This window comes from Lactobacillus laiwuensis (assembly GCF_019972835.1).
GTDB lineage: Bacteria > Bacillota > Bacilli > Lactobacillales > Lactobacillaceae > Lactobacillus > Lactobacillus laiwuensis.
The window spans coordinates 182,668-204,154 of sequence record NZ_BPPB01000004.1 but is presented as its reverse complement, the minus strand read 5'-3'; the positions used below and the strand labels follow the sequence as shown (position 1 = coordinate 204,154).

Here is a 21,487-nt window from a genome sequence, read left to right as displayed (position 1 = left end):
GAGTGTAAATATGGACTTGTTAAGAAACGTAATTATTATTTTACCTGAACCATAGATTAAATCAAAATAAACAAATAATAGGTAGATATGAAGTGACCCCCAAAATTTGTTATAAATTTGGTGGTCACTTCAATTTTTATATTTACCTATTTTTTATGTAAAAAAGTATTAGTTACCTTATTCACAAAGATACCATTATGAATTATAATTAAGTTGTCTATATCAGAGCTTTTTATATGGAGGCTTAATAATGAATAATGAACACAGTTTTAAATGGGATGCTGTTTATGATGTAATAGTTTTAGGATTTGGTGGAGCTGGTGCCACAGCTGCCAGGTTTGCGGCAGATAGCGGTGCTAAAGTTTTATTAGTCGACAGTGCTCCAGAAGGCCATGAGGGTGGTAATACACGCTATGCTGGCCAAATGGTAGAAGCCGGTACGGATTATGAAGCTTTAAAAAAGTACCATGAAAACTTAGCGGCACCTTTGCAACCAGATAAAGAACCCTTCCACAATTTAATTGAAGGAATGGCTAATATGAGTGACTATTTTGAAAAATATTTGGGTGTTAAACCAGTAAGCATGAAAAAATTGTTGACTGGTACTCCTTCAACCAAATATGTGACTGAATATCCTGAATTGCCTTGTGCTGATTCGTATGATGATTACTTAGTTCATAATGGCACAAGTGATGCTGCCTTGTGGAAACTTTTACGCCAAAAAGTATTAGATCGTTCAGAAAAAATTACTGTTTGGTACAGCAGTCCAGCTAAACATTTAGTTCAAGATGGAGCTTCAAGAATTGTTTTAGGTGCTCAAATTGAACGAGATCATGTCTTACGCAACATTAAAGCAAATAACGGCGTGGTTTTGGCTGTCGGTGGTTTTGAAAATAATAAGGAAATGATCCAGACATTTTTGCAGTCTTCTTATTTGTCACCAATTGGCTCTCTGTACAATAAGGGTGATGGCATTAAAATGCTGGAAGAAGTAAATGCGCAGTTGTGGAATATGCGATCATTTGAATCTCTAGGTCAATTCCATGGTCTTTCACCAAGGCAAAAAGAAGGCATTCGGTCGACATATGCTTTAAATGTCTTTTGGTCAGAAATAGCAAAAGGCAGTGCAATCGTTGTTGGTGAAGATGGTAGTCGTTACTTCAATGAAGCAGAACTAAATCGGCATGGTCATATTTATAATCATGGTGATTGGGTAGTGCCATTGAATCAAAACCATCCGTATATGATTTTTGACCAGGAAAAATATGAAGAACTTCTAAATGAACCAGATGATGGTCTTAAAGTGCCTCATTTCTTGGATAATATTATTAAGGCTAATTCAATTGCTGATTTGGCTTCAGCAATTGGCAAGGATCCAGAAGTTTTGTCTCAAACAATTTCAGAGTTCAATTTTATGGCGCAACAAGGAAAAGACTATGCTTATCACCGCGATCCTGCTACTCTGCGTGCGTTTAGTCAAAATGGGCCATTTTATGCAATTGCCTTGAGACAAAATATGCTTAATACTCAAGGTGGCGGCCGGCGTGACGGTCATGCTCAAGTACTAGATCCAAATGGGACTCCAATCCCACATTTATTTGAAGCAGGAGAATTAGGTTCACCATTTGTTAATAAATATACTACTGGTGGTAATATTGCAGATTGTTTAATTTCTGGTAAAATCGCTGGGGAAAATGCTGCTGTTGCTAAACAGGATATGTCTAGAATCGGTACAGCGGATCTAAATAGTGCACCAATTAATGATAATTTTGTTGCTTCAAGTGATGAAGGCGATCAAAAATTCAAAGTTGGCCCTAATCAATATTTAGGATATAGTAATCAAGGCATGGGTGATGGCGTGGTTATCAGAACCACCTTGGATGAATCAGGCAAGATTGCGGATGTTGAAATTTTGAAGCAAACTGAAAGTGATGACTACGGCTCAAAAGCGGTTAAAGAATTACCTCAAAAAATGGTTGAGCAAAACACCTACGATGTCGATGCCGTTTCTGGAGCATCAGAAACCAGCAGAGCAATAAAAGAAGCTGTCAAAGACTCCTTGAGTAAAGCAAAGAAGAAGTAAAAGCTCTTTTTACTATACTAAAAGCTATAAACGATTATGAAATTTTAATAAGTATTTTTCAGAAGACGAAGAACTTCGTCTTTTTTTGTTTGCTAAAAATTTCTTACTTTCGTGACCTCGCCAGCATTAAAACTTTTTAAGCCCGCTGCAGTTTTTAAAACTAAATTTGCCTGCTGTGTTATATCTATCACTTTTCCTAATACTCTTTGTTTGCCCATTGTCAATACCACGTCATGATTCATTAGTGCAAGCTTCTTTTTGTAATCAGGCAGAAAATTGACTTGATAAAATTGAGGAATAAATTCTAATAAATTTTCTGTAATTTGAGCGATAAATTGACAAATTTGCTTTTCACTGGGCATTTTTGTTAGTAAGTTGCCAGCCGTCTTTAATTCATTATGCAAATGATTTTGATAAAGATTACAGCCAATGCCAATAACCGCAACTTGGGGCTGTGGTACTTCAACCAGGATACCCGCTATTTTTTTACCTTTGAAAAGCAGATCATTTACCCATTTGAATTGAGTCTCTAAATGAAATATTTCTTTAATGGCCAAATACAGTTCCCATGCAATACCGGTAGTTAATAATCCTTGATTCTGCCAGTTCAATTGAGGCACTTCGATAACTAATGATAGATAAATGCCCCCTTTTTGTGAAATAAAGTGACGACTTTGTTTACCATAGCCGGAAGTTTGCTCATCACTTCCGTATAGCACGGGACCTGAATATCCCTTAGCAGCTAGTTTTTGTTTTGCATACAAGTTTGTGGAATCGATGCTTTCCCACCAATTAATTTCTAGTTGAAATTTGTTCAACAATATTTTGAGATATTCTTGTTTTTTTGAACTATTCATTAATAATCTATCCTTATACCTAATTAAATTTGTAAAAATACTTTGATATTCAAACTATTTATTTTTAGAGTTTTTTAAAAATACTTGCCTTGATAACGCAAATAAACTAATATTGCAAAAAGGAGTTTGACATTTAGTAAATAATACCATATCATACTCTAATAATTTATTTTGAATATAAAAGTATTTAAAGGAGATGCTAAATGTTGGTATAAAGCGAGATTATTTGAAATAAAAATTTAAATTATAGCTTTATATATATTTATAAATTAGTATCAAGAGTTTATTAGTACAGATTATATAGTTGAGTAAGAGGTGATGCTATTGGAGACAAGTTTAAAACGCATCAATAATCTTTTGTCTACGGTTTATTCAGATATCATGAAAGTCGAAGAACGCGAATTACGTAAAAGTGAATTTAAAGACATTTCACTAAGAGAATTACACGCAATCGATGCGATTACTATGTATGAACACAAGACCAGTTCCCAAGTAGCAAGTGAATTGATGGTAACAGCAGGTTCGCTGTCAACAATGGTCAATAATTTGGTGCGAAAGGGCTATGTCATGCGAATAAACGGTGAAGATGACAGGAGGATAATCCGACTGGGCTTAACTAGTCGGGGTCGTTTAATTTATCGGGCGCACGATTCATTTCACCGCCATATGGTAAAAAAGTTTATTGCAGGCTTTGATAATGAACAGGTGGCAATTATTGAACGTGCTCTGTTGAACCTGCGTGCTTTTCTTGAATTTCCGGCCCGAATTGACAATAAAAGGAGCGTTAACTGATGAGCTTAAGAATTAGTCAAACTGCTCATTACGTTCCCTCTAAGGTAATTACCAATGATGACTTAGCACAGATAATGACTACCTCAGATGAATGGATATCTTCAAGAACTGGTATCAAACAAAGGCATGTAGTTCAAGATGAACAGACTTCTGATTTGGCTTTAACTGTTGCTCAACTGCTTTTGCAAAGCGCTGATCTCAAACCTGAACAACTAGATTTTATTATTGTGGCAACTATGTCGCCTGATTATTTGACACCTTCAACTGCAGCAATTGTGCAGGGCAAACTGCACGCTGGCAAAGCATTGGCATTTGATATTAATGCGGCGTGTTCTGGCTTTATCTATGCTTTGGCAATTGCAGATAAATTGCTAGCAGGACCCTATCAACGAGGATTAGTTATCGGAGCAGAAGTTTTGTCCAAGTTGATAGATTGGCAAGAGCGCTCAACCGCTGTTCTCTTTGGGGATGGTAGTGGTGGCGTGTTAGTTGAAAAAAGTACTCAAGTAAAAGGAATAGTTGCTGAAGATTTAGCAGCTTTTGGAGATCTGGGACCAAAATTAACTGCCGGGTACCAACCTTTATGTTCACCCTATAGCTCGGATAACATTGCAAAACACAAGAAATACTTTGAGATGGACGGTAGAGCTGTTTATGACTTTGCTACTCATGAAGTACCTAATTCGATTAGGCGGGTTTTAGTTAAAGCAAACTGGAAAAAAGATGATGTGCAGTGGTTTTTGCTCCATCAAGCAAATGGACGCATTATATCTGCGATAGCAAAGCACTTAAATATTCCTGAAGAAAAATTTTTGGAAAATATTGCCAAATATGGCAATACTTCTGCTGCTAGTGTCCCAATACTGCTGGATGAAGCAGTTAATTCTGGCATCATTAAGCACAATCAAAAACTGATTTTAAGTGGCTTTGGCGGTGGTCTGACGGCTGCCAGCATTGCCTTAAATTTTTAAAAACAATAAAGATAATTTATTTAGAAAGAGAAATCAAATGACTGAAGAAGAAATTTTTAACAAAGTAAAAGAAATTATCGTTGCACAAACCGGAGAAGACGAAAATGCTGTCACAGCCCAATCCAATATAAAAGACGATTTAAATGCTGACAGTCTTGACGTGTTTGAAGTGATTAATGAACTAGAAGATGAATTTGACATCAAGATTGAAAGTGAAGAAGGTATTGAAACGGTTCAGGATTTAGTTGATTTTGTTAAAAAACAACTGGCAGCGAAAGAGGGTTAACAAATGGAATTAAGTCCATTTATGAAAGAACTGGGTCTTAGATATCCAATTTTTCAAGGAGGCATGGCCTGGGTTGCGGATGGCAAGCTGGCAGCTGCTGTTTCAAATGCTGGTGGCTTAGGAATTATTGGTTCGGGCAATGCACCTGGAAGTGTTGTGGCTGACGAGATTGAATCAGCAAAAGCACTAACCAAAAAGCCTTTTGGTGTAAATGTGATGTTGCTTTCACCTTATGCTGATGAAGTTGTCAATGTTATTTTGGCCAATAAAGACAGTGTTGCAGTTGTGACTACTGGAGCTGGCAATCCGGCAAAATACATAGAAAAGTTAAAAGATGCTGGTATTAAAGTAATCCCAGTTGTTGGTTCCGTTGCCTTGGCTAGAATGATGGAACGTGTAGGTGTTGACGCTGTTGTGGCCGAAGGGATGGAATCAGGTGGTCATATCGGAAAATTAACAACAATGGCCCTGGTACCACAAGTTGTAGATGCAGTTAAAATTCCCGTAATTGCAGCTGGAGGAATAGGCGACGGTCGCGGTATGGCTGCTGCATTCATGTTGGGTGCTGAGGGCGTGCAAATGGGCACTCGCTTTTTAGTAGCAACTGAATCAAAGATACATCCTAATTATAAAAAAGCTGTTTTACGTGCCAAAGATGCCAGTACCCTAGTTACTGGTGAATATGCAGGCCATCCTTCACGGGTTTTAAAAAATAAGATGGCTAAAACGTATATTGGAATTGAAAAGGAAGAGGCGTTAAAGCCGCATCCTGATTATGACAAGTTAGAGGAACTGGGAACCGGTAGTTTGCGAAGGGCGGTAATTGAAGGCGATTCTGAAACAGGATCTTTCATGGCAGGTGAAATCGCCGGCATGGTAAAAAAGGAACAACCTGCTGCTGAAATTCTAGCTGAAGTTTATAGTCAAGCAGACAAACTGCTAAATGGGGAAAGATAAGCAAATGATCTGTTTACTATTTAGTGGTCAGGGGGCTCAAAAAACCGGTCTGACATATGATTTATACCAAACTGAACCGCACTACCGGAAAATCATTGCTAAAGCAAGTGATATATTGCAGTTAGATCTCGCGGAATTTTTATTTGATGCAGAAAAGGCAAATGAGCTGGCACAAACGCGTTATTCTCAACCCGCTATTTTGACAATGAGTTACGGCTTGTACCAAATTCTTAGCGAAAATGCTGATTTTGAAAAATTAGGTATCGGACTTAGCCTGGGTGAGTATAGCGGTCTTGCTTGTGCTAACTACTTAGAATTTGAGTCAGCACTTCGCTTAATAAAAAAGCGCGGTGAACTTATGCAACAAGCAAGCAGTCAAAATCCAGGAGTTATGGTGGCAGTCATGAAGAGTTCTTTAGCAAATGTTGAATTAGCCATAAAGGATGCCCAAAAAAAAGGTCTGATTGGGATAGCAAATGTTAATACTCCTAATCAAATTGTTGTTGGTGGTGAAAAAAATGCAGTTCAAAATTTGCGTGAACAACTTGAAAAAGATGGTGCGCGTGTAGTTCCACTAAAAGTAAGCGGTGCTTTTCACACACCATTAATGAAATCAATTCAAGGAGCTTTGAAAACTGAATTGCAAAAAGTTGATTGGCATAATGGTACTTTCCCAATTTATAGCACTACGACCCAAAAAGAGTTTGCACCTGACAACCTTGTTTCGACTTTGACGGAGCAGCTAGTTTCGACTACCTATTTTGCAAAAACTTTGGCTCAGCATAGTCAAGATATAACTGCGGTTGTTGAATTAGGACCAGGTAAAACTTTACTTTCTTTTGCACGAAAGATTCTTAAAGGAGTTCCAACCTATCAAACAGATAGCGTGGCCAATATGCAAGAAACGATTTCAGCTTTAAAGGAGTTTAATTCATGAAGTTAAAAGATAGTGTGGTCTTGGTCACTGGTAGTTCACGCGGTATTGGCCTGGCAATTGCTCAAGCTTTTGCCAAACAGGGAGCAAAAATAGTTTTAAACGCCCGCAAACCAATTAGTTCTGAAGTCATCGACCAATTTGAAAAAGATCAGGTTGAAGTAATGGATATTAGCGCAGATGTTACCAAAGAAGAAGATGTGAAAGAAATGATTGCCAAAATTATCAATCATTTTGAACATCTAGATGTTGTGGTCAATAATGCCGGTATTGTCAAAGACGGACTGCTCAATCGCATGTCTAAAGCAGACTTTCTAAGTGTAGTTAACACCAATTTGATTGGCACCTTTAATGTCATTAAACAGTCACTGAGACCGATGTATAAGCAAAGAAAAGGCTGTTTTATTAACTTATCGAGTGTAGTTGGTTTAACAGGTAACATTGGTCAGGCTAATTATGCCGCTAGTAAAGCAGGAATTATTGGTTTAACTAAATCTGTTGCTAAAGAAGCAGCATTACGCAATTTGCGCTGTAACGCCATTGCTCCAGGAATGATTGACACACAAATGACTAGAAGCCTTAGTGAAAAAATCCAGCAACAATTAGTTAAGGAAATTCCGCTGAAACGATTAGGCCAAATTGAAGAAATAGCACAAACCGCAGTTTTTTTAGCCCAAAATGACTATATTACTGGTCAGACAATAACGGTAGACGGCGGATTGACAATGCAGTAAGGAGTAAGTAATGACAAGAGTAGTAGTTACAGGTTTGGGTGCCTTAACACCTATTGGTAATGACGTTGCCAGCTTTGAAGCTGGACTCAATAGTCAAAAAGTTGGTTTTGAGCCAATTACTTATTTTGATGCTGATTCAAGTGGGGTCACTCTGGCTGGGCAACTGGACAATTTTGACCCATTGCTTTTTTTAACTAAAAAAGATATTAAACGCATGGATGCATTCACACTCTACGCGATGTATGCAACCGCACAAGCCTTGGAACAAGCAGGAATTGATGATAAAAATACCAATAGTGAACGTTTTGGCGTAATCTGGGGCACAGGAATTGGCGGACTAACTACCATCCAAGAACAAGTTATTAAATGGCACGAAAAAGGTCTGGATCGAGTATCGCCAATGTTTATTCCTACTTCAATTGCTAACATGGCAGCAGGCAACATTTCTATTCGCTATCATGCTCAAGGAATCAGTACCACAATTGTGACTGCCTGTGCTTCGAGTACAAATGCAATTGGTGAAGCTTTCAGACAGATAAAAGATGGCTATGCTGATGTCATGATTACTGGTGGTTCAGAAGCTGCAATCAATGAAAGTGGAATAGCCGGTTTTGCGGCAATTTCAACATTGTCCAGGTCAACGAATCCTAAAAAAGCAAGTATTCCCTTTGATCAAAATCGTAACGGTTTTGTGATGGGAGAAGGTTCAGGTTCTCTTGTTTTAGAATCGCTAGAACATGCTCAAAGTCGAGACGCACATATTTTAGGTGAAATTGTCGGTTATGGGACTAGTTCGGATGCATACCATATTACATCTCCTGATCCAAGTGGCGACCAGGCTGCAAGAGCAATGGAACTGGCTCTTAGTGAAGCTGAAATTAGTCCTGAGCAAGTGGGTTATATCAATGCCCATGGTACAAGTACCAAAGCAAATGATTTGGCTGAGTCTAAAGCAATTAATCAGGTTTTTGGTCAAAATAGTAATGTGCTAGTTTCAAGTACTAAAAGCATGACGGGTCATTTACTAGGAGCAGCCGGAGCTGTTGAAGCTATTGCCACAATTTTGGCGCTTAATTCAGAATTATTGCCGATTAATGTAGGAGTAACCCAGCAAGATCCTGACTGCAAAGTTAATTTGGTCAATAAACAAAATTGTCAACAAAAAATAGATTATGCCATCAGCAATTCATTTGGTTTTGGTGGACATAATGCGGTGATTGCATTAAAAAGGTGGGATGATTAAATGACTTTTGAAGAAATTGAAAAATTGATCGCAGAAATTAATCAAAGTGATATCACCAAACTGGATTTAGATTTTAAGGGTGGTCATATTAAGATTGACAAAAGTCAAGCTACACCAGTAGAAATTGGGGAAGAAAGTCCTGTGGGCCAATCGTCTGCTAAAACACTGCAGGAAACTAATCATCAAGAACTTAGCAATTTAGATACACCTAAGCAGAAAACTTTAAAAATTAAGGCACCACTTGTTGGCATAGTTTATTTACAAGCAAGTCCAGAAAAACCTCAATATAAAAAGCCGGGTGATCATGTCAATAAAGGTGATGTGGTTTGCGTTATTGAAGCAATGAAAATGATGACTGAAATTAAAAGCGATTTTACAGGGACTATTGATAAAATTTTAGTTACAAATGAACAAGTAGTTGAATATGATCAACCACTGATAACGGTTATTCCAGAATGAAGGAAGCAAATATGAGTGAACCAAAAAAGTTACATACTTTAGATAGTGTGCAGATTCAGGCTATTTTGCCTCACCGCTTCCCAATGCTGTTAATTGATCAGGTCTTAGATTATGAGCCCGGTAAATATGCTGTTGCTCAAAAAAATACCACAATTAATGAAAGCTATTTTCAGGGACATTTTCCGAGTAATCCAGTAATGCCGGGTGTTTTGATAACTGAGGCTTTGGCGCAAACTGGTGCAGTTGCATTGCTGACATTATCGGAATTTAAAGGAAAAACTGTCTATTTTGGAGGTATCAAGAATGCTCGCTTTAGAACAATGGTTAAGCCGGGAGATACTCTGAATTTAGAAGTTAAGTTGGATAAGCTGCGTGGAAATGCCGGGATTGGTGAGGCCAAAGCAACTGTTAAAGATAAAGTTGCCTGTACTGCTCAGTTAATATTTGCAATTCAGTAAAGTGTGACATTATGTTTAAAAAAATTTTGATAGCGAATCGTGGAGAAATTGCTATAAGGATAATTCGAGCTTTACGCGAAATGGGAATTAAGTCGGTTGCTGTTTATTCGACGGCCGATAAACATGCCCAACATGTTAAAGAAGCTGATGAGGCCATATGTATTGGTTCTCCTCAGCCAGCCGATTCGTATTTAAATATGCAAAATATTATCAGTGCGGCTGTTTTAACGGGAGCAGATGCAATTCATCCAGGATACGGTTTTTTATCAGAGAGTCCTGAATTTGCTCAAATGTGTGAAGAATGCCATTTAGTTTTTATTGGTCCCAAGTCAAAAACCATTTCTTTAATGGGAAATAAAGCTAATGCCCGGGAAATGATGCGCAAGAATAATATACCTGTTATTCCTGGAAGTGATGGAATTGTTAAAGATGCTCCAGCTGCAATAAAAATTGCCAATAAAGTGGGCTACCCTGTAATGCTTAAAGCCGTTGCCGGTGGCGGCGGAAAAGGAATAAGGCGTGTGACTCAAGCTGCTGACTTAACAGAAGCATTTAATCAGGCACAAGAAGAAGCCAGAATTTCTTTTGGAGACGACAGAATGTATCTGGAAAAAATTATTTCACCAGCCAAACACGTCGAAGTACAGATCATGGCAGATAAAACAGGACATGTGGTAGCACTTCCAGAAAGAGATTGCTCAATGCAACGCAACCAGCAAAAAGTGATCGAAGAAACGCCTTGTTCACAAATCAGTGCAAGAGAAAGAGACTATTTGCAACAGATAACTGTTAAAGCAATAAAGGCAATAAATTATGAAAATGTTGGTACTATCGAATTTTTAATGGATCCTAACCATCATTTCTATTTTATGGAGATGAATACTAGGATTCAGGTTGAACATTCAATTACAGAAGAAGTTGCTCATGTCGATCTCGTTAAAGAACAAGTTAATATTGCCACGGGTAAAGATTTGAGCATTTCTCAAGAAGATGTGCATGTCCATGGCGCTGCAATTGAGGCTCGTATTAATGCAGAGGATCCTAGTAAAAATTTTTGTCCCCAAGCTGGTAAGATCGTAAAAATGGTATTGCCTAGTGGTCTGGGTATTAGGATTGAAAGTGGGGTTAACAGTGGAGATACCGTTTCACCATTTTACGATTCGATGATTGTTAAAATTATTGCACATGCAACTAATAGGCAAATGGCAATTAAGCGTTTGCTTGATGCTCTTAAAGAGTTTGAAATTAAAGGATTAGTTACTAACCGCGATTTTTTGATCGCTTTGCTTAACGATGATAAATTTCAGACCGGTACATATTTAACAACGTATATAGATCAAGAATTTTTACCCAATTATCTTAAGCGACTAGGACATAATGAAAAGGAAGCGCAGGTTAATGGCAATTAGATTTGCAAGTCATCCCCACAGTGCATTAAAAAAGTATCAGGAAAATGTTCCTAAAGGCATTTTTAGAATTTGCCCTAAATGTGACAATAAATTTTATTTTCATCGTGCTGGTAAATATCAGCTATGCCCTAATTGTGGCTACGGTTTTCGAGTGACTGCCAGAGCACGCTTGAAAATGTTGACAAAGGACTTTACGGAATGGGATGCAGATTTAGCGACTACTGATCCACTCGATTTTCCAGATTATCAGGCTACAATTAAAAAAATGCAGTCCAAAACTAAGCTTAAGGATGCGGTTTTAACCGGTCAAGCCAATATTGCCGGTTACGAAACTGCTTTGGGTATTATGGATCCGGTGTTTATAATGGGCAGTCTAGGAACAGCTACTGGTGAGCGAATAACTCGCTTGTTTGAACAAGCAACCACCAAGAAATTACCAGTTGTTTTGTTCACCGCCTCGGGTGGTGCTAGAATGCAAGAGGGAATTCATTCACTAATGCAAATGGCTAAAATCTCGCAGGCAGTTAATGACCATCGCGCAGCACATTTGCTTTATGTCAGCGTGATTATGGATCCCACAACTGGCGGAGTCACTGCCAGTTTTGCCTCGCAGGCAGACATTATTTTAGCTGAGCCTAAAGCTTTATTAGGTTTTGCCGGACGCAGAGTCATTGAACAGACTATTAATAAAAAACTGCCACCAGATTTTCAGACAGTTGAAAATGCTTATCAAAATGGCTTTATTGACAGTATTGTTCCCCGAGATGAGCAGGTAGCCAAACTCGCTCAGATACTTAAAATTTTTACGGCAGAAAAATGGGAGGCTCAAGTTCATGGCGAATGACAAAATTTTAGCCATCATGGATGGGGCAAGAAGTGACCATAAAAGTAACATGCATCGTCTGGTAATCCAACTGTTTCCCGATTTTTTTGAAATGCACGGAGACCGTACAAGTAGTGACGATGCCGCCATTAGCGCGGGTTTTGCAACTATAAATGATATGAGTGTCTGCGTCATTGCAACTAATAAGGGCCAAGAATTAAAAGAGCGCATGGCAACTAATTTTGGCAGTCCCTTACCCCAAGGTTATCGTAAAGCATTGCGGGTAATGAAAACAGCTGCCAAAATGAGTATTCCCATTGTCACTCTTATCAATACCCCAGGCGCCTATCCGGGAGCAGAGGCAGAAAAGAATGGTCAAGGACAGATTATTGCTACTAATATTAGTGAGATGTTGCAGTTAAAGGTACCAATTCTAACTATTATTATTGGTGAAGCCGGCTCAGGTGGAGCGTTGGCCTTGGCCTGCAGTGATGAAGTATGGATGCTGGAACACAGCATGTATACAGTTTTGTCACCTGAAGGATTTGCTTCAATTATGTGGAAAGATGCTAAACTAGCCACAAAAGCTGCAGAAATAATGCACATTGAACCTGAGTGGTTAAAGAAACAGGGCATAGTTGAACGGGTTTTGCCTGAACGAGTTTTAGAAAACCAAGCAGAAGGACTAAAAGAATTAATTGAGCAGAAGTTGAAAAAATTTCAGAAGATAAATTTAACCGATTTACTAGATAAAAGACATGCAAGATACCGCAAGTTCTAAAAGAATTTAACCTAATTAATAAAAAATATATTGCTTTAAATATTTAATTAGTTTTTAATTAAAATAGAATTTTAACAGAACTAGCGCGAAACGAGAAAAATCATGTTAGAGAAAAAACCATACTTATTGTCACGCTTAGTTAGTGGCTTGGGCAACTCGCTTTATGGCATGGTTTTTATTTGGTGGATCCAAATTCAAACCAAAAGTTCAACTATGGTTGGCATTACTAATGCTATTTTCACAGTAACTGCTGCTCTTTCTATTTTTTATGGTCCTTTTATTGACAGTCACTCTTTTAAGAAAACCAGCATCTATTCTATGGTGATACAGGTAGTCTTATTGTTTATGCTTACAGCTGTGATTATTTATTTTAGCCAAAGTTATATTTTAGCTATTATTATTGCTGGATTACTATCAATTTGTGATGAATTTTTTAACCCTGCTGATCGCGCTATTTTAAAAGAATCTCTTCTGGATGAAACAGAAATGACCAGTATTATTTCCAAGATTAATATCGTGGATCAACTGGTAAATGTTGGTGGCATTGCACTTTCTGGTTCATTACTGGCTTTTATGGCAAGCGGAGACATTATTTTAGCTTGTGCCTGCTTGAGTTTACTGGGGCTTTTATTGTTAATTGCAGCTCTGAGAAAAATACCTGTTCATAATGCATTTAAAGAAAAAGAAAGCCAAGCAGAAGGCCTAACTAAATATTGGCAAAAGATTTTCAGTGGCTACAGTTACATTAAGGAAAATGTCTTTTTATTGCACTATCTTTGGTCTGGCTTGCTTTATTCGTTTGCACAACCTGCAATGATTTTAATTTTACCTCGTATAGCCGCAAAAGCGGGACAGCCGGCACTTTATAGCACTTTCTACATATGCATACTGGCGGGAATAATACTGGGAGCCTTAATAGCCGGCAAAATGAAAGCAAAAATTATAACAGTTGGCTGGGCTTGGACTATTAGCGCCATACCGCTTATTTTGATGTTGTTTTCTTTAAAAAACATGGTACTTCTTTGCACATTGCTTTTTCTTTTTGGTCCTGTTACCAGTATTCATAACGTTCTTGCAGAATCTGTCATTCAGACTTCCACAGCAGACAATTATTTGGGGCGAGTTTTAACAACAATCAGAACTTTTGCCAATATTGGTGGACCCGTTTCGTCAGTTGTTTCTGGCATAATTCTTGATCATGTTGGTGAAAAATTTATTATTGTTCTTTGTGCAAGCTTAATTATAATAGGTGGTATAAATATTTTGCTGGCAATACCTAAAAAAACTATTTAAAGTAATTATTGGCGTTAAAAAATAATTTGTTTTATAATAATTTCTGCTAAAATTAAATGAAAAATCAAGACATATTTGTCAATCAACATGGTTGGCTTTTTTATTACAAAGAATCAAGTATATGACTAATGTAAAAATCGATTTTACTAGCAAAATAATCCAAGGCAAAGATAGTGAAACTTTCAAGAAAAAAGCTGCTGGCGAATTAATTGAATCTGCAGGTAATACCAGAGTTTCATATTTGGAAGATGGCAAAATTCCCGTTAAGATATTAATTAAAGAAGGTAATGTGATTATTAGACGGGGAACTGACAGAAATAACTACTCACAACTCCATTTTGTTGTTGGTGAGCACAAAGACTGTCGCTATGTTGCTCAAGGCTATCAAATGGATCTGCAAAGTACGACTGAATTTATTAAATTTTTCCCTAAAAATAATGGTTCAAGTGAACTTCAGATTGAATATAACCTTTATAGTGGTCTATACTTAGTAGGTAATTATGCCGTCACATTGATTTTTACTTGAACGCCTAGTAAAATAAGAAAGACTGTTTAAGAGAGAGGAATACATTGTGGGATTAAACGACTTTAAAAATAAAAATCGCAATGAATTATCAATGATTGAAGTTGCTCGCGCAATTTTAGAAGATAACAATAAGAGAATGGCTTTTGCAGATATTGTTAATGCAGTGCAAAAGTACTTAGGCGTCAGCGATGAAGAAATAAGGGAACGTTTGCCCCAATTCTACACTGACATGAATACCGATGGTGAATTCATTTCGATGGGTGAAAATGTGTGGGCTCTTCGTTCATGGTTTCCTTATGAATCTGTAGATGAAGAGGTTAATCACCCTGAAGACGAGGATGAAGAAGATACTCGGACACACCATAAAAAAGTTAATGCCTTTTTAGCAAGTGCTACAGGTAGCGATGATATCATTGACTATGATAATGATGATCCGGAAGACGAAGACTTGGATGCCACTGCTGATGACGAGCCGGATGATTTTGATGATGACGATGAATATGTCAATACCGATGATGACGATGATGAAGACTTGCCAGATGGCATTGAGGGTCAGTTGTCTGAATTGAATGATGATGACGATGACGATGACGATGAATAATTTTCTTGACTTTGTCTCCCAAAATAGATAGTATTTTATTTGGGCACGTTATGTGCGTTTAAGCTCCCGTATGGGAGCTTTTTTATTTTTGATTATTCTTATTTTTTGCAAAGGAGTTTGGGCTAATGACAAAATATATCTTCGTTACTGGCGGTGTCGTTTCTTCACTAGGTAAGGGCATCACTGCCTCTAGCTTAGGTCGATTATTAAAAAACCGCGGTTTAAAGGTGACAATGCAAAAGTTTGATCCCTACATTAACATCGACCCCGGAACAATGAATCCTTATCAACATGGTGAAGTATTTGTTACTGACGATGGTACTGAAGCAGACCTTGACTTGGGTCACTACGAGAGAATTGTAGACGTACGCACAAGCAAATATTCCAATGTTACTACCGGTAAAATTTACAAAGAAGTTCTCGAAAAAGAACGGCGCGGGGACTATCATGGTGCCACTGTGCAAGTCATTCCCCACATCACAGATATGATTAAGCAAAAAATTATGCGTGCAGGTCTTACGACAGATTCAGACGTTGTTATTTCAGAAATTGGCGGTACGGTTGGTGATATCGAATCAACTCCTTTTATGGAAGCCATCAGACAGATGCGGCGTGAGGTAGGCGAAGAAAATGTCATGTATATTCACTGTACGTTAGTACCTTATTTACATGCGGCACAAGAAATGAAAACTAAGCCGACGCAACATTCTGTCGCTGAACTGCGCAGTATTGGTATTCAACCCAATATGTTGGTTTTACGGGCAGAAATGCCAATTGATCAGGAGCATAAGGATAAAATTTCCAATTTTACTGATGTGCCAGTTGACCGTATTATTGAATCAATTAATGCGCCATCGCTTTTTGACTTGCCGTTAGCTTTCCAAAAACAAGGGATGGACCAAAAAGTGTGTGACTTCCTACATCTCAAGAGCCCTAAGGATGAAGCTGATATGGCTGAATGGCAAAGGCTTGATGAAAGAGTTAAAAACTTGCAGCACACTACCACGATTACTCTTGTTGGCAAATATGTTGAACTTGAAGATGCCTACATTTCCGTTACAGACGCCTTGAAGCATGCTGGTTACGCCTACAATACTGATGTCAAAATTAATAAGGTGCAGGCAGAAGACGTGACTGAAGATAATATTGCCGATTTTATGAAAGATTCTGATGGTTTAATCGTTCCCGGTGGCTTTGGCTCCCGCGGCTTTGAAGGAATGATTACCGCAATTAAATATGCCCGTGAAAATGATATTCCGTTTTTAGGAGTTTGCCTGGGGATGCAGATGGCAACAGTCGAGTTTGCCCGTGATGTTTTGGGCTACAAGGATGCTAACACTACTGAAGCAGATCCTAAGACTAAGCATAATGTAATTGACATTATGGCGGATAAACGTGATGAAGAAAATATTGGCGGAACGTTGCGTTTAGGTCTTTATCCTGCAACTTTGAAGAAGGGGACAAAAACTGCTGCAGCTTATGACAATCAAGATGTTATTCAAGAGCGTCACCGTCACCGTTATGAATTTAATAATGAATATCGTGAAGACTTCGAAAAAGCGGGTATGACTTTTGCCGGAGTTTCACCAGATAATCATCTAGTTGAAATTATTGAATTGACTAAAAATAAATTCTTTATCGCTGCCCAATATCACCCGGAATTTTTGAGTCGACCTCAAAGACCAGAAGGTCTATACAAAGCATTCATTGGTGCTGCCTGTGATCTTCCTGAAGAAAAGCTTTAATTGGCATATTTGGATAATACAAAAACCAGATTTTTGGGCTGGGGAAGGCGAAGGTCTTCTCTTGTTTTTTCTGTTAAATTCCTATAACATTATTATGACTAAACGAAATAGAAAAGGATTTTTTCGCCAATGAAGCAAATGATAATTCATGGTGGAAAGCCCCTGCAGGGTGATGTCTGGATTGGTGGTGCCAAAAACTCGACTGTTGCATTGATTCCAGCATCAATTTTGTCGCGTACACCAGTAACTTTGGAAGGCGTTCCAAGGATTGCAGATGTTGACAACTTAATGGATCTGTTAAGTGAAATGAATGTCGCAAGTGATTTTCACAACACGACATTGCGTATCAATCCAGAACACATTAAGATGAGCCCATTGCCAAGTGGTAAAATCAAGAGTTTGCGTGCATCTTATTATTTTATGGGTGCTCTTCTTGGTCGTTTTGGTAAGGCTGTTGTGGGCTTCCCTGGTGGAGATGATATTGGTCCCCGCCCCATTGATCAACATATTAAGGGATTTGAAGCCTTAGGCGCATGTGTAAAAAATGAGAATGATCAAATAAAAATTACTTCACCTGCAGATGGCCTGCATGGTGCTACAATCCATCTGGCAATGCCCTCGGTGGGTGCCACAATGAACATAATTATGGCATCTGTTACTGCTAAGGGACAAACTATTATTGATAATGCTGCTAAAGAACCTGAAATAATTGATCTGGCTACGTTTTTGAATAATATGGGTGCTGTTATCAGGGGTGCTGGAACCGATTCAATTAGGATTGAAGGCGTTGAGCATTTAGAAGCCAAGACACCTCATACAATTATCCCTGACCGGATTGAAGCCGGCACTTATATTTCGTTAGCTGGCTGTATTGGAAATGGTATTCGCATTCATAACATTATTGAGGAACACTTGGACTCATATTTAGCCAAAGTTGAAGAAATGGGTCTAGTGATAGATGCTACTGAAGATTCTTTATTTGTCTATCCTGCTGGTGACTTGAAGATGACGCAGATTCGCACCTCTTCTTATCCTGGATTTGCGACGGATTTGCAACAACCGGTAACACCACTTTTGCTTTCTGCTAAGTCCGGTGAAGGTGTCATCATTGACCAAATCTACCCTAAAAGAATTGGTCATATTGAGCAATTACGCAAAATGGGTGCGGATATTAAGGTTGAAGACAATATTATTTTGGTTCATCCTACTGCTAAACTTCATGGTACTACGGTTTCTGCTGGCGAAATTCGTGCAGGAGCCTGTTTAATGATAGCCGGTTTAATGGCCGATGGTACAACTGTTATCAACAATGCTGGCAATATTTTAAGAGGCTATGACCGTGTGCAGGAAAAACTCAGCCTACTTGGTGCGGATGTAAAAATTCAGGATGTGCCTGAAAAATAAAATTTTAATAAATCAATTAAAATAAAAGACTTGGAGTTTGACTGCTCAAGTCTTTTTTGTGTTCTCACACTAGTTCAAGTTTCTTCACACTAAAAAATTCAGAAAAAATTATTTTTTAGCCTTTGATCATTCAAAATCAGTTAAAGCAAACAAAAGATTTCGTATTAGCGACAATTCACAGTTTTCTGAGGTAAAAAAGCTCTGAATAGTTGAAAAATATAGTTTACAATGACGTTTGAAGGTGTTTGCGGTTTAACAAATTGTTTAAATATAGAGGTCAACATGCTAAAAGATAAAATTTTACGTTATTTGGATGCTAAAACCAAAACAATAGATTTGCAAGAATTAAATGCAGATTTAACAGCTGGTGGTGTTGCCAAGGCTTTGAATGCAAAGCGTAATACGGTTAGTTTGTACTTAAATCAACTAACAAAAGAACATAAATTGGTAAAAATTGAAACTCGACCTGTGCATTTTATTCATAAGGCAGAATTTGAAAGGAATAATTTTCGTCTCAAAAACAATATTTATCAATCTGTAGCGAAAATAGAGCAAGAAAATAATAATAAAGATGTTTTAAAAAGACTAACACAAATAAATCCCAGTCTGAAAGAAAGTGTTGAAAGAGTGCGAGCAGCTGTTTTATATCCAAATGGCGGGTTGCCTTTGCTTATAACTGGGGAAAGTGGAACAGGCAAAAGTTATTTAGTTAGTTTAATCAATCAATTTTGTCGTACACAAAAGCTCATTAAGCCAAATGCCCCTTTTATTACTGTTAATTGCGCTCAGTATGCAGATAACCCAGAATTATTAACCAGTAATTTATTTGGTTATAAAAAAGGGGCTTTTACCGGTGCTGATTTTGATCATGATGGAGCTTTTGTAGAAGCTGATGGTGGAGTTTTGTTTTTAGATGAGGTTCATAGGCTGGGTTCAAAGGGACAAGAAAAGCTATTTACGTATCTTGACCAGGGAATTGTATATCCGGTTGGTGAAACGCAAAAAGGCAAAAAAGTGAATGTCAGATTATGCTTTGCTACCACGGCAGACCTGGATACTAATTTTTTGACTACTTTTATGCGCCGAATTCCGGTCAAAATTACTTTGCCACCTCTAAGACAAAGAAGCAGGGAGGAACGACAAAATCTAGTTTTTACTTTGCTTAAAAATGAACAGAAAAAAATTGGAAAAACGCTAAATGTAAGTAGTCAGGTTTTGAAAATGCTTGCTAATTATGAACCCACTGGAAATATTGGTGATTTAAAGAATGCAATTAAGCTGACGATTGCAAGAGCCAATGCAGAAAATAAAAATGAAAAAGAAATATCAATTACCGCTTCATTTTTACCTGATGAGGTTTTGAGTAACAGTAAAATTGATACCTATCATTCACAAAGCAATTCAATTGTAATTAATGATGACACTGAATTGGAAGATCTAATAGCACGTAATACACCTGAAAAACAAGTTTTTCTAAAAAGTTTAAAAAGAATATTATCGACTTATGTGCAAAGTAATCATGATTTACATCAATGTGAATCAAAACTGAAACAGGTTGTTTATCAGCTATTCGATACATTGCTTTTTGAAAAAGATAATAGTAAACAAATACCCTTTTTATCTTATGTAATCGAAAGTGTTAAAAGACTCTTCGACCAATTAAAAAATGCTTATCAATTGAAAATTAGTGGCAATGCCATTTATGCGGTTAGCTATTATCTATTTGAAAGACAAAAAATTCGCTTAGATAATACAGAATTGAAGGATATGCAGGATTTAAGTGATCTTAATAAGGATGTGCAACAGAGATATTCTGACGTTTATCAATATGTTAATCGCTTGATAACTCTGATTAAGGATAATCTTGACATTGACCTAAACGAAATTGACTACGTTTTACTAACTATCTATTTGAACAAATTAGAAATAATTACTAAAACAGGTTTAATTAAAGCAATTGTCATTGCACACGGTTATGCTACAGCGGGAAGCATTGTGAATGTTGTTAACAGATTACTTAATACACACACTCTAGATGCATTTGATATGCCAATTAACGTTAGCACGCAACAAATAGCTAACCAAATAATTGACTACAGTGAGAACAATGACATTTCCCATGGATTAATTATTTTAGTAGATATGGGATCCTTAAAAGAAATAGAAAAACTCTTTCCCCGTCAAATAAACGCTCCAATTTTACTTATGAACAATGTTTCTACTCCACTGGCATTGGAAGTAGGAGAGAGCGTTTTAAAAAAGCGCAGTTTTAGAGAAATAAGTGAAAATGCCAGAAAAATAAGTCAACTGGATATTAAATTAACCTACCCAGAAAGAAATAAAGTTAAGGCCATTTTAACAACTTGTTATTCAGGAATAGGAACTGCAACTCACGTAGCTCGATTGCTAGAACGATGCTTGCCACCGACTAAGAAAATCAAAATTATTCCTTATGATTTTCAGGCTTTGCAAGACACTCATAAAGTTCAGGTAATTAAAAGAATGTATGACGTTGTGGGAATTATAGGCACTGAAGATCCCCAAATTGAAGGAATTGATTTCATTCTCTTGGAAAAAATACTATCTGATAAGGGAACTGAAAAATTTAAGGAATGGCTTGCGGGTTCATTTTCAAATGATGAAATTAGCGGTATTTCAAATAATCTAGTCAAAAACTTTTCCTTAGAACAAACAATCAACATGGTTACTATCTTGGATCCATCAAAGGTAATAGAAAATATTACTATTTTTATTCAAGAACTGGAAAGGAAATTTTCCTTTTCACTATCAAACCAAAAGAAGTTTACTTTATATGTTCATGTTAGCTATTTGATTGAACGCTTAATCAGGAAGGAAGAAAATAATTTAAATCCAGAGTTTGAAGAACAATTTGCAAAGGAGCATGGTCAGGACCTTGAAAAAATAAATTCCGCATTCGGTGTGATAAAGGACAATTATAGTGTGAAAATTCCACGGTCAGAGTTAATCTATGTTGATCAAATCATTTTTAACAGACAATAAAACCAAGTGACAACTGCATTATTAAGTAGTTCTTTTTTTCTTGCAATCTTGGCATAGTTATTGCTATGTAATTTTTGAAGTGAAGTAAGTTTAATTGTTTACTATTTTTC

At 37.3% G+C, this 21,487-nt stretch carries 20 protein-coding genes; 19 read left to right on the top strand and 1 reads right to left on the bottom strand.

The features are described 5' to 3' along the window. Window positions 1-250 precede the first annotated feature (250 nt). The gene (locus LDM92_RS03775; protein WP_223902083.1) at window positions 251-2,083 is read left to right on the top strand and encodes an FAD-binding protein; all 1,833 of its coding nucleotides are present in this window, start codon (window positions 251-253) and stop codon (window positions 2,081-2,083) included. A 92-nt stretch (window positions 2,084-2,175) separates the two neighbouring features. Here the strand turns inward: LDM92_RS03775 and LDM92_RS03770 are convergent, their stop codons facing one another. Then, window positions 2,176-2,940: a biotin--[acetyl-CoA-carboxylase] ligase gene (locus tag LDM92_RS03770; RefSeq protein ID WP_223902082.1), complete on the bottom strand. Its 765-nt coding sequence runs from the start codon at window positions 2,938-2,940 to the stop codon at window positions 2,176-2,178. 318 nt (window positions 2,941-3,258) lie between these two features. Here LDM92_RS03770 and LDM92_RS03765 point away from each other — a divergent pair, with 318 nt between their 5' ends. From LDM92_RS03765 to LDM92_RS03680, 18 genes are all read left to right on the top strand, one after another. After that, window positions 3,259-3,732: a MarR family winged helix-turn-helix transcriptional regulator gene (locus LDM92_RS03765; RefSeq protein ID WP_223902081.1), complete on the top strand. Its 474-nt coding sequence runs from the start codon at window positions 3,259-3,261 to the stop codon at window positions 3,730-3,732. Continuing rightward, the gene (locus LDM92_RS03760) at window positions 3,729-4,703 is read left to right on the top strand and encodes a beta-ketoacyl-ACP synthase III (protein WP_223902198.1); all 975 of its coding nucleotides are present in this window, start codon (window positions 3,729-3,731) and stop codon (window positions 4,701-4,703) included. Before LDM92_RS03765 ends, LDM92_RS03760 begins: the two co-directional genes overlap by 4 nt. 37 nt (window positions 4,704-4,740) lie before the next feature. Next, the gene (locus LDM92_RS03755; RefSeq protein WP_223902080.1) at window positions 4,741-4,989 is read left to right on the top strand and encodes an acyl carrier protein; all 249 of its coding nucleotides are present in this window, start codon (window positions 4,741-4,743) and stop codon (window positions 4,987-4,989) included. 3 nt (window positions 4,990-4,992) lie between these two features. After that, on the top strand, window positions 4,993-5,946 hold the full coding sequence (gene fabK, locus LDM92_RS03750) for an enoyl-[acyl-carrier-protein] reductase FabK (protein WP_223902079.1): 954 nt from the start codon (window positions 4,993-4,995) through the stop codon (window positions 5,944-5,946). Continuing rightward, the gene (locus LDM92_RS03745) at window positions 5,933-6,883 is read left to right on the top strand and encodes an ACP S-malonyltransferase (protein WP_223902078.1); all 951 of its coding nucleotides are present in this window, start codon (window positions 5,933-5,935) and stop codon (window positions 6,881-6,883) included. Before fabK ends, LDM92_RS03745 begins: the two co-directional genes overlap by 14 nt. Continuing rightward, a complete protein-coding gene (gene fabG, locus LDM92_RS03740) occupies window positions 6,880-7,614 on the top strand; it encodes a 3-oxoacyl-[acyl-carrier-protein] reductase (RefSeq protein WP_223902077.1) in 735 nt (244 codons plus the stop codon). Before LDM92_RS03745 ends, fabG begins: the two co-directional genes overlap by 4 nt. A gap of 10 nt (window positions 7,615-7,624) precedes the next feature. Next, the gene (gene fabF, locus LDM92_RS03735) at window positions 7,625-8,857 is read left to right on the top strand and encodes a beta-ketoacyl-ACP synthase II (RefSeq protein ID WP_223902076.1); all 1,233 of its coding nucleotides are present in this window, start codon (window positions 7,625-7,627) and stop codon (window positions 8,855-8,857) included. Then, a complete protein-coding gene (gene accB, locus LDM92_RS03730; RefSeq protein WP_223902075.1) occupies window positions 8,858-9,316 on the top strand; it encodes an acetyl-CoA carboxylase biotin carboxyl carrier protein in 459 nt (152 codons plus the stop codon). It begins immediately after the preceding gene. A gap of 11 nt (window positions 9,317-9,327) precedes the next feature. After that, the gene (gene fabZ, locus LDM92_RS03725; protein WP_223902074.1) at window positions 9,328-9,774 is read left to right on the top strand and encodes a 3-hydroxyacyl-ACP dehydratase FabZ; all 447 of its coding nucleotides are present in this window, start codon (window positions 9,328-9,330) and stop codon (window positions 9,772-9,774) included. Window positions 9,775-9,785: 11 nt separating this feature from the next. Beyond that, a complete protein-coding gene (locus LDM92_RS03720; RefSeq protein ID WP_223902073.1) occupies window positions 9,786-11,183 on the top strand; it encodes an acetyl-CoA carboxylase biotin carboxylase subunit in 1,398 nt (465 codons plus the stop codon). Continuing rightward, entirely contained in the window at window positions 11,173-12,027 is an 855-nt protein-coding gene (locus LDM92_RS03715) for an acetyl-CoA carboxylase carboxyltransferase subunit beta (protein ID WP_223902072.1), read from the top strand. Before LDM92_RS03720 ends, LDM92_RS03715 begins: the two co-directional genes overlap by 11 nt. Next, window positions 12,017-12,787: an acetyl-CoA carboxylase carboxyltransferase subunit alpha gene (gene accA / locus LDM92_RS03710; RefSeq protein WP_223902071.1), complete on the top strand. Its 771-nt coding sequence runs from the start codon at window positions 12,017-12,019 to the stop codon at window positions 12,785-12,787. Before LDM92_RS03715 ends, accA begins: the two co-directional genes overlap by 11 nt. 102 nt (window positions 12,788-12,889) lie before the next feature. Beyond that, a complete protein-coding gene (locus LDM92_RS03705) occupies window positions 12,890-14,080 on the top strand; it encodes an MFS transporter (protein ID WP_223902070.1) in 1,191 nt (396 codons plus the stop codon). A 121-nt stretch (window positions 14,081-14,201) separates the two neighbouring features. Next, window positions 14,202-14,606, top strand: a complete 405-nt coding sequence (locus tag LDM92_RS03700) for a DUF1934 family protein (RefSeq protein ID WP_223902069.1) — start codon at window positions 14,202-14,204, stop codon at window positions 14,604-14,606. A gap of 46 nt (window positions 14,607-14,652) precedes the next feature. Next, window positions 14,653-15,207, top strand: coding sequence for a DNA-directed RNA polymerase subunit delta (rpoE, locus tag LDM92_RS03695; RefSeq protein WP_223902068.1), 555 nt, complete (start codon window positions 14,653-14,655; stop codon window positions 15,205-15,207). Between the two features lie 125 nt (window positions 15,208-15,332). Further along, the gene (gene pyrG, locus LDM92_RS03690) at window positions 15,333-16,952 is read left to right on the top strand and encodes a CTP synthase (protein WP_223902067.1); all 1,620 of its coding nucleotides are present in this window, start codon (window positions 15,333-15,335) and stop codon (window positions 16,950-16,952) included. Between the two features lie 129 nt (window positions 16,953-17,081). Then, window positions 17,082-18,356 (top strand): UDP-N-acetylglucosamine 1-carboxyvinyltransferase, encoded by a 1,275-nt coding sequence (gene murA / locus LDM92_RS03685; RefSeq protein WP_223902066.1) that lies wholly within the window; start codon window positions 17,082-17,084, stop codon window positions 18,354-18,356. Window positions 18,357-18,638: 282 nt separating this feature from the next. Next, window positions 18,639-21,377: a sigma 54-interacting transcriptional regulator gene (locus LDM92_RS03680; protein ID WP_223902065.1), complete on the top strand. Its 2,739-nt coding sequence runs from the start codon at window positions 18,639-18,641 to the stop codon at window positions 21,375-21,377. Window positions 21,378-21,487 lie beyond the last annotated feature (110 nt).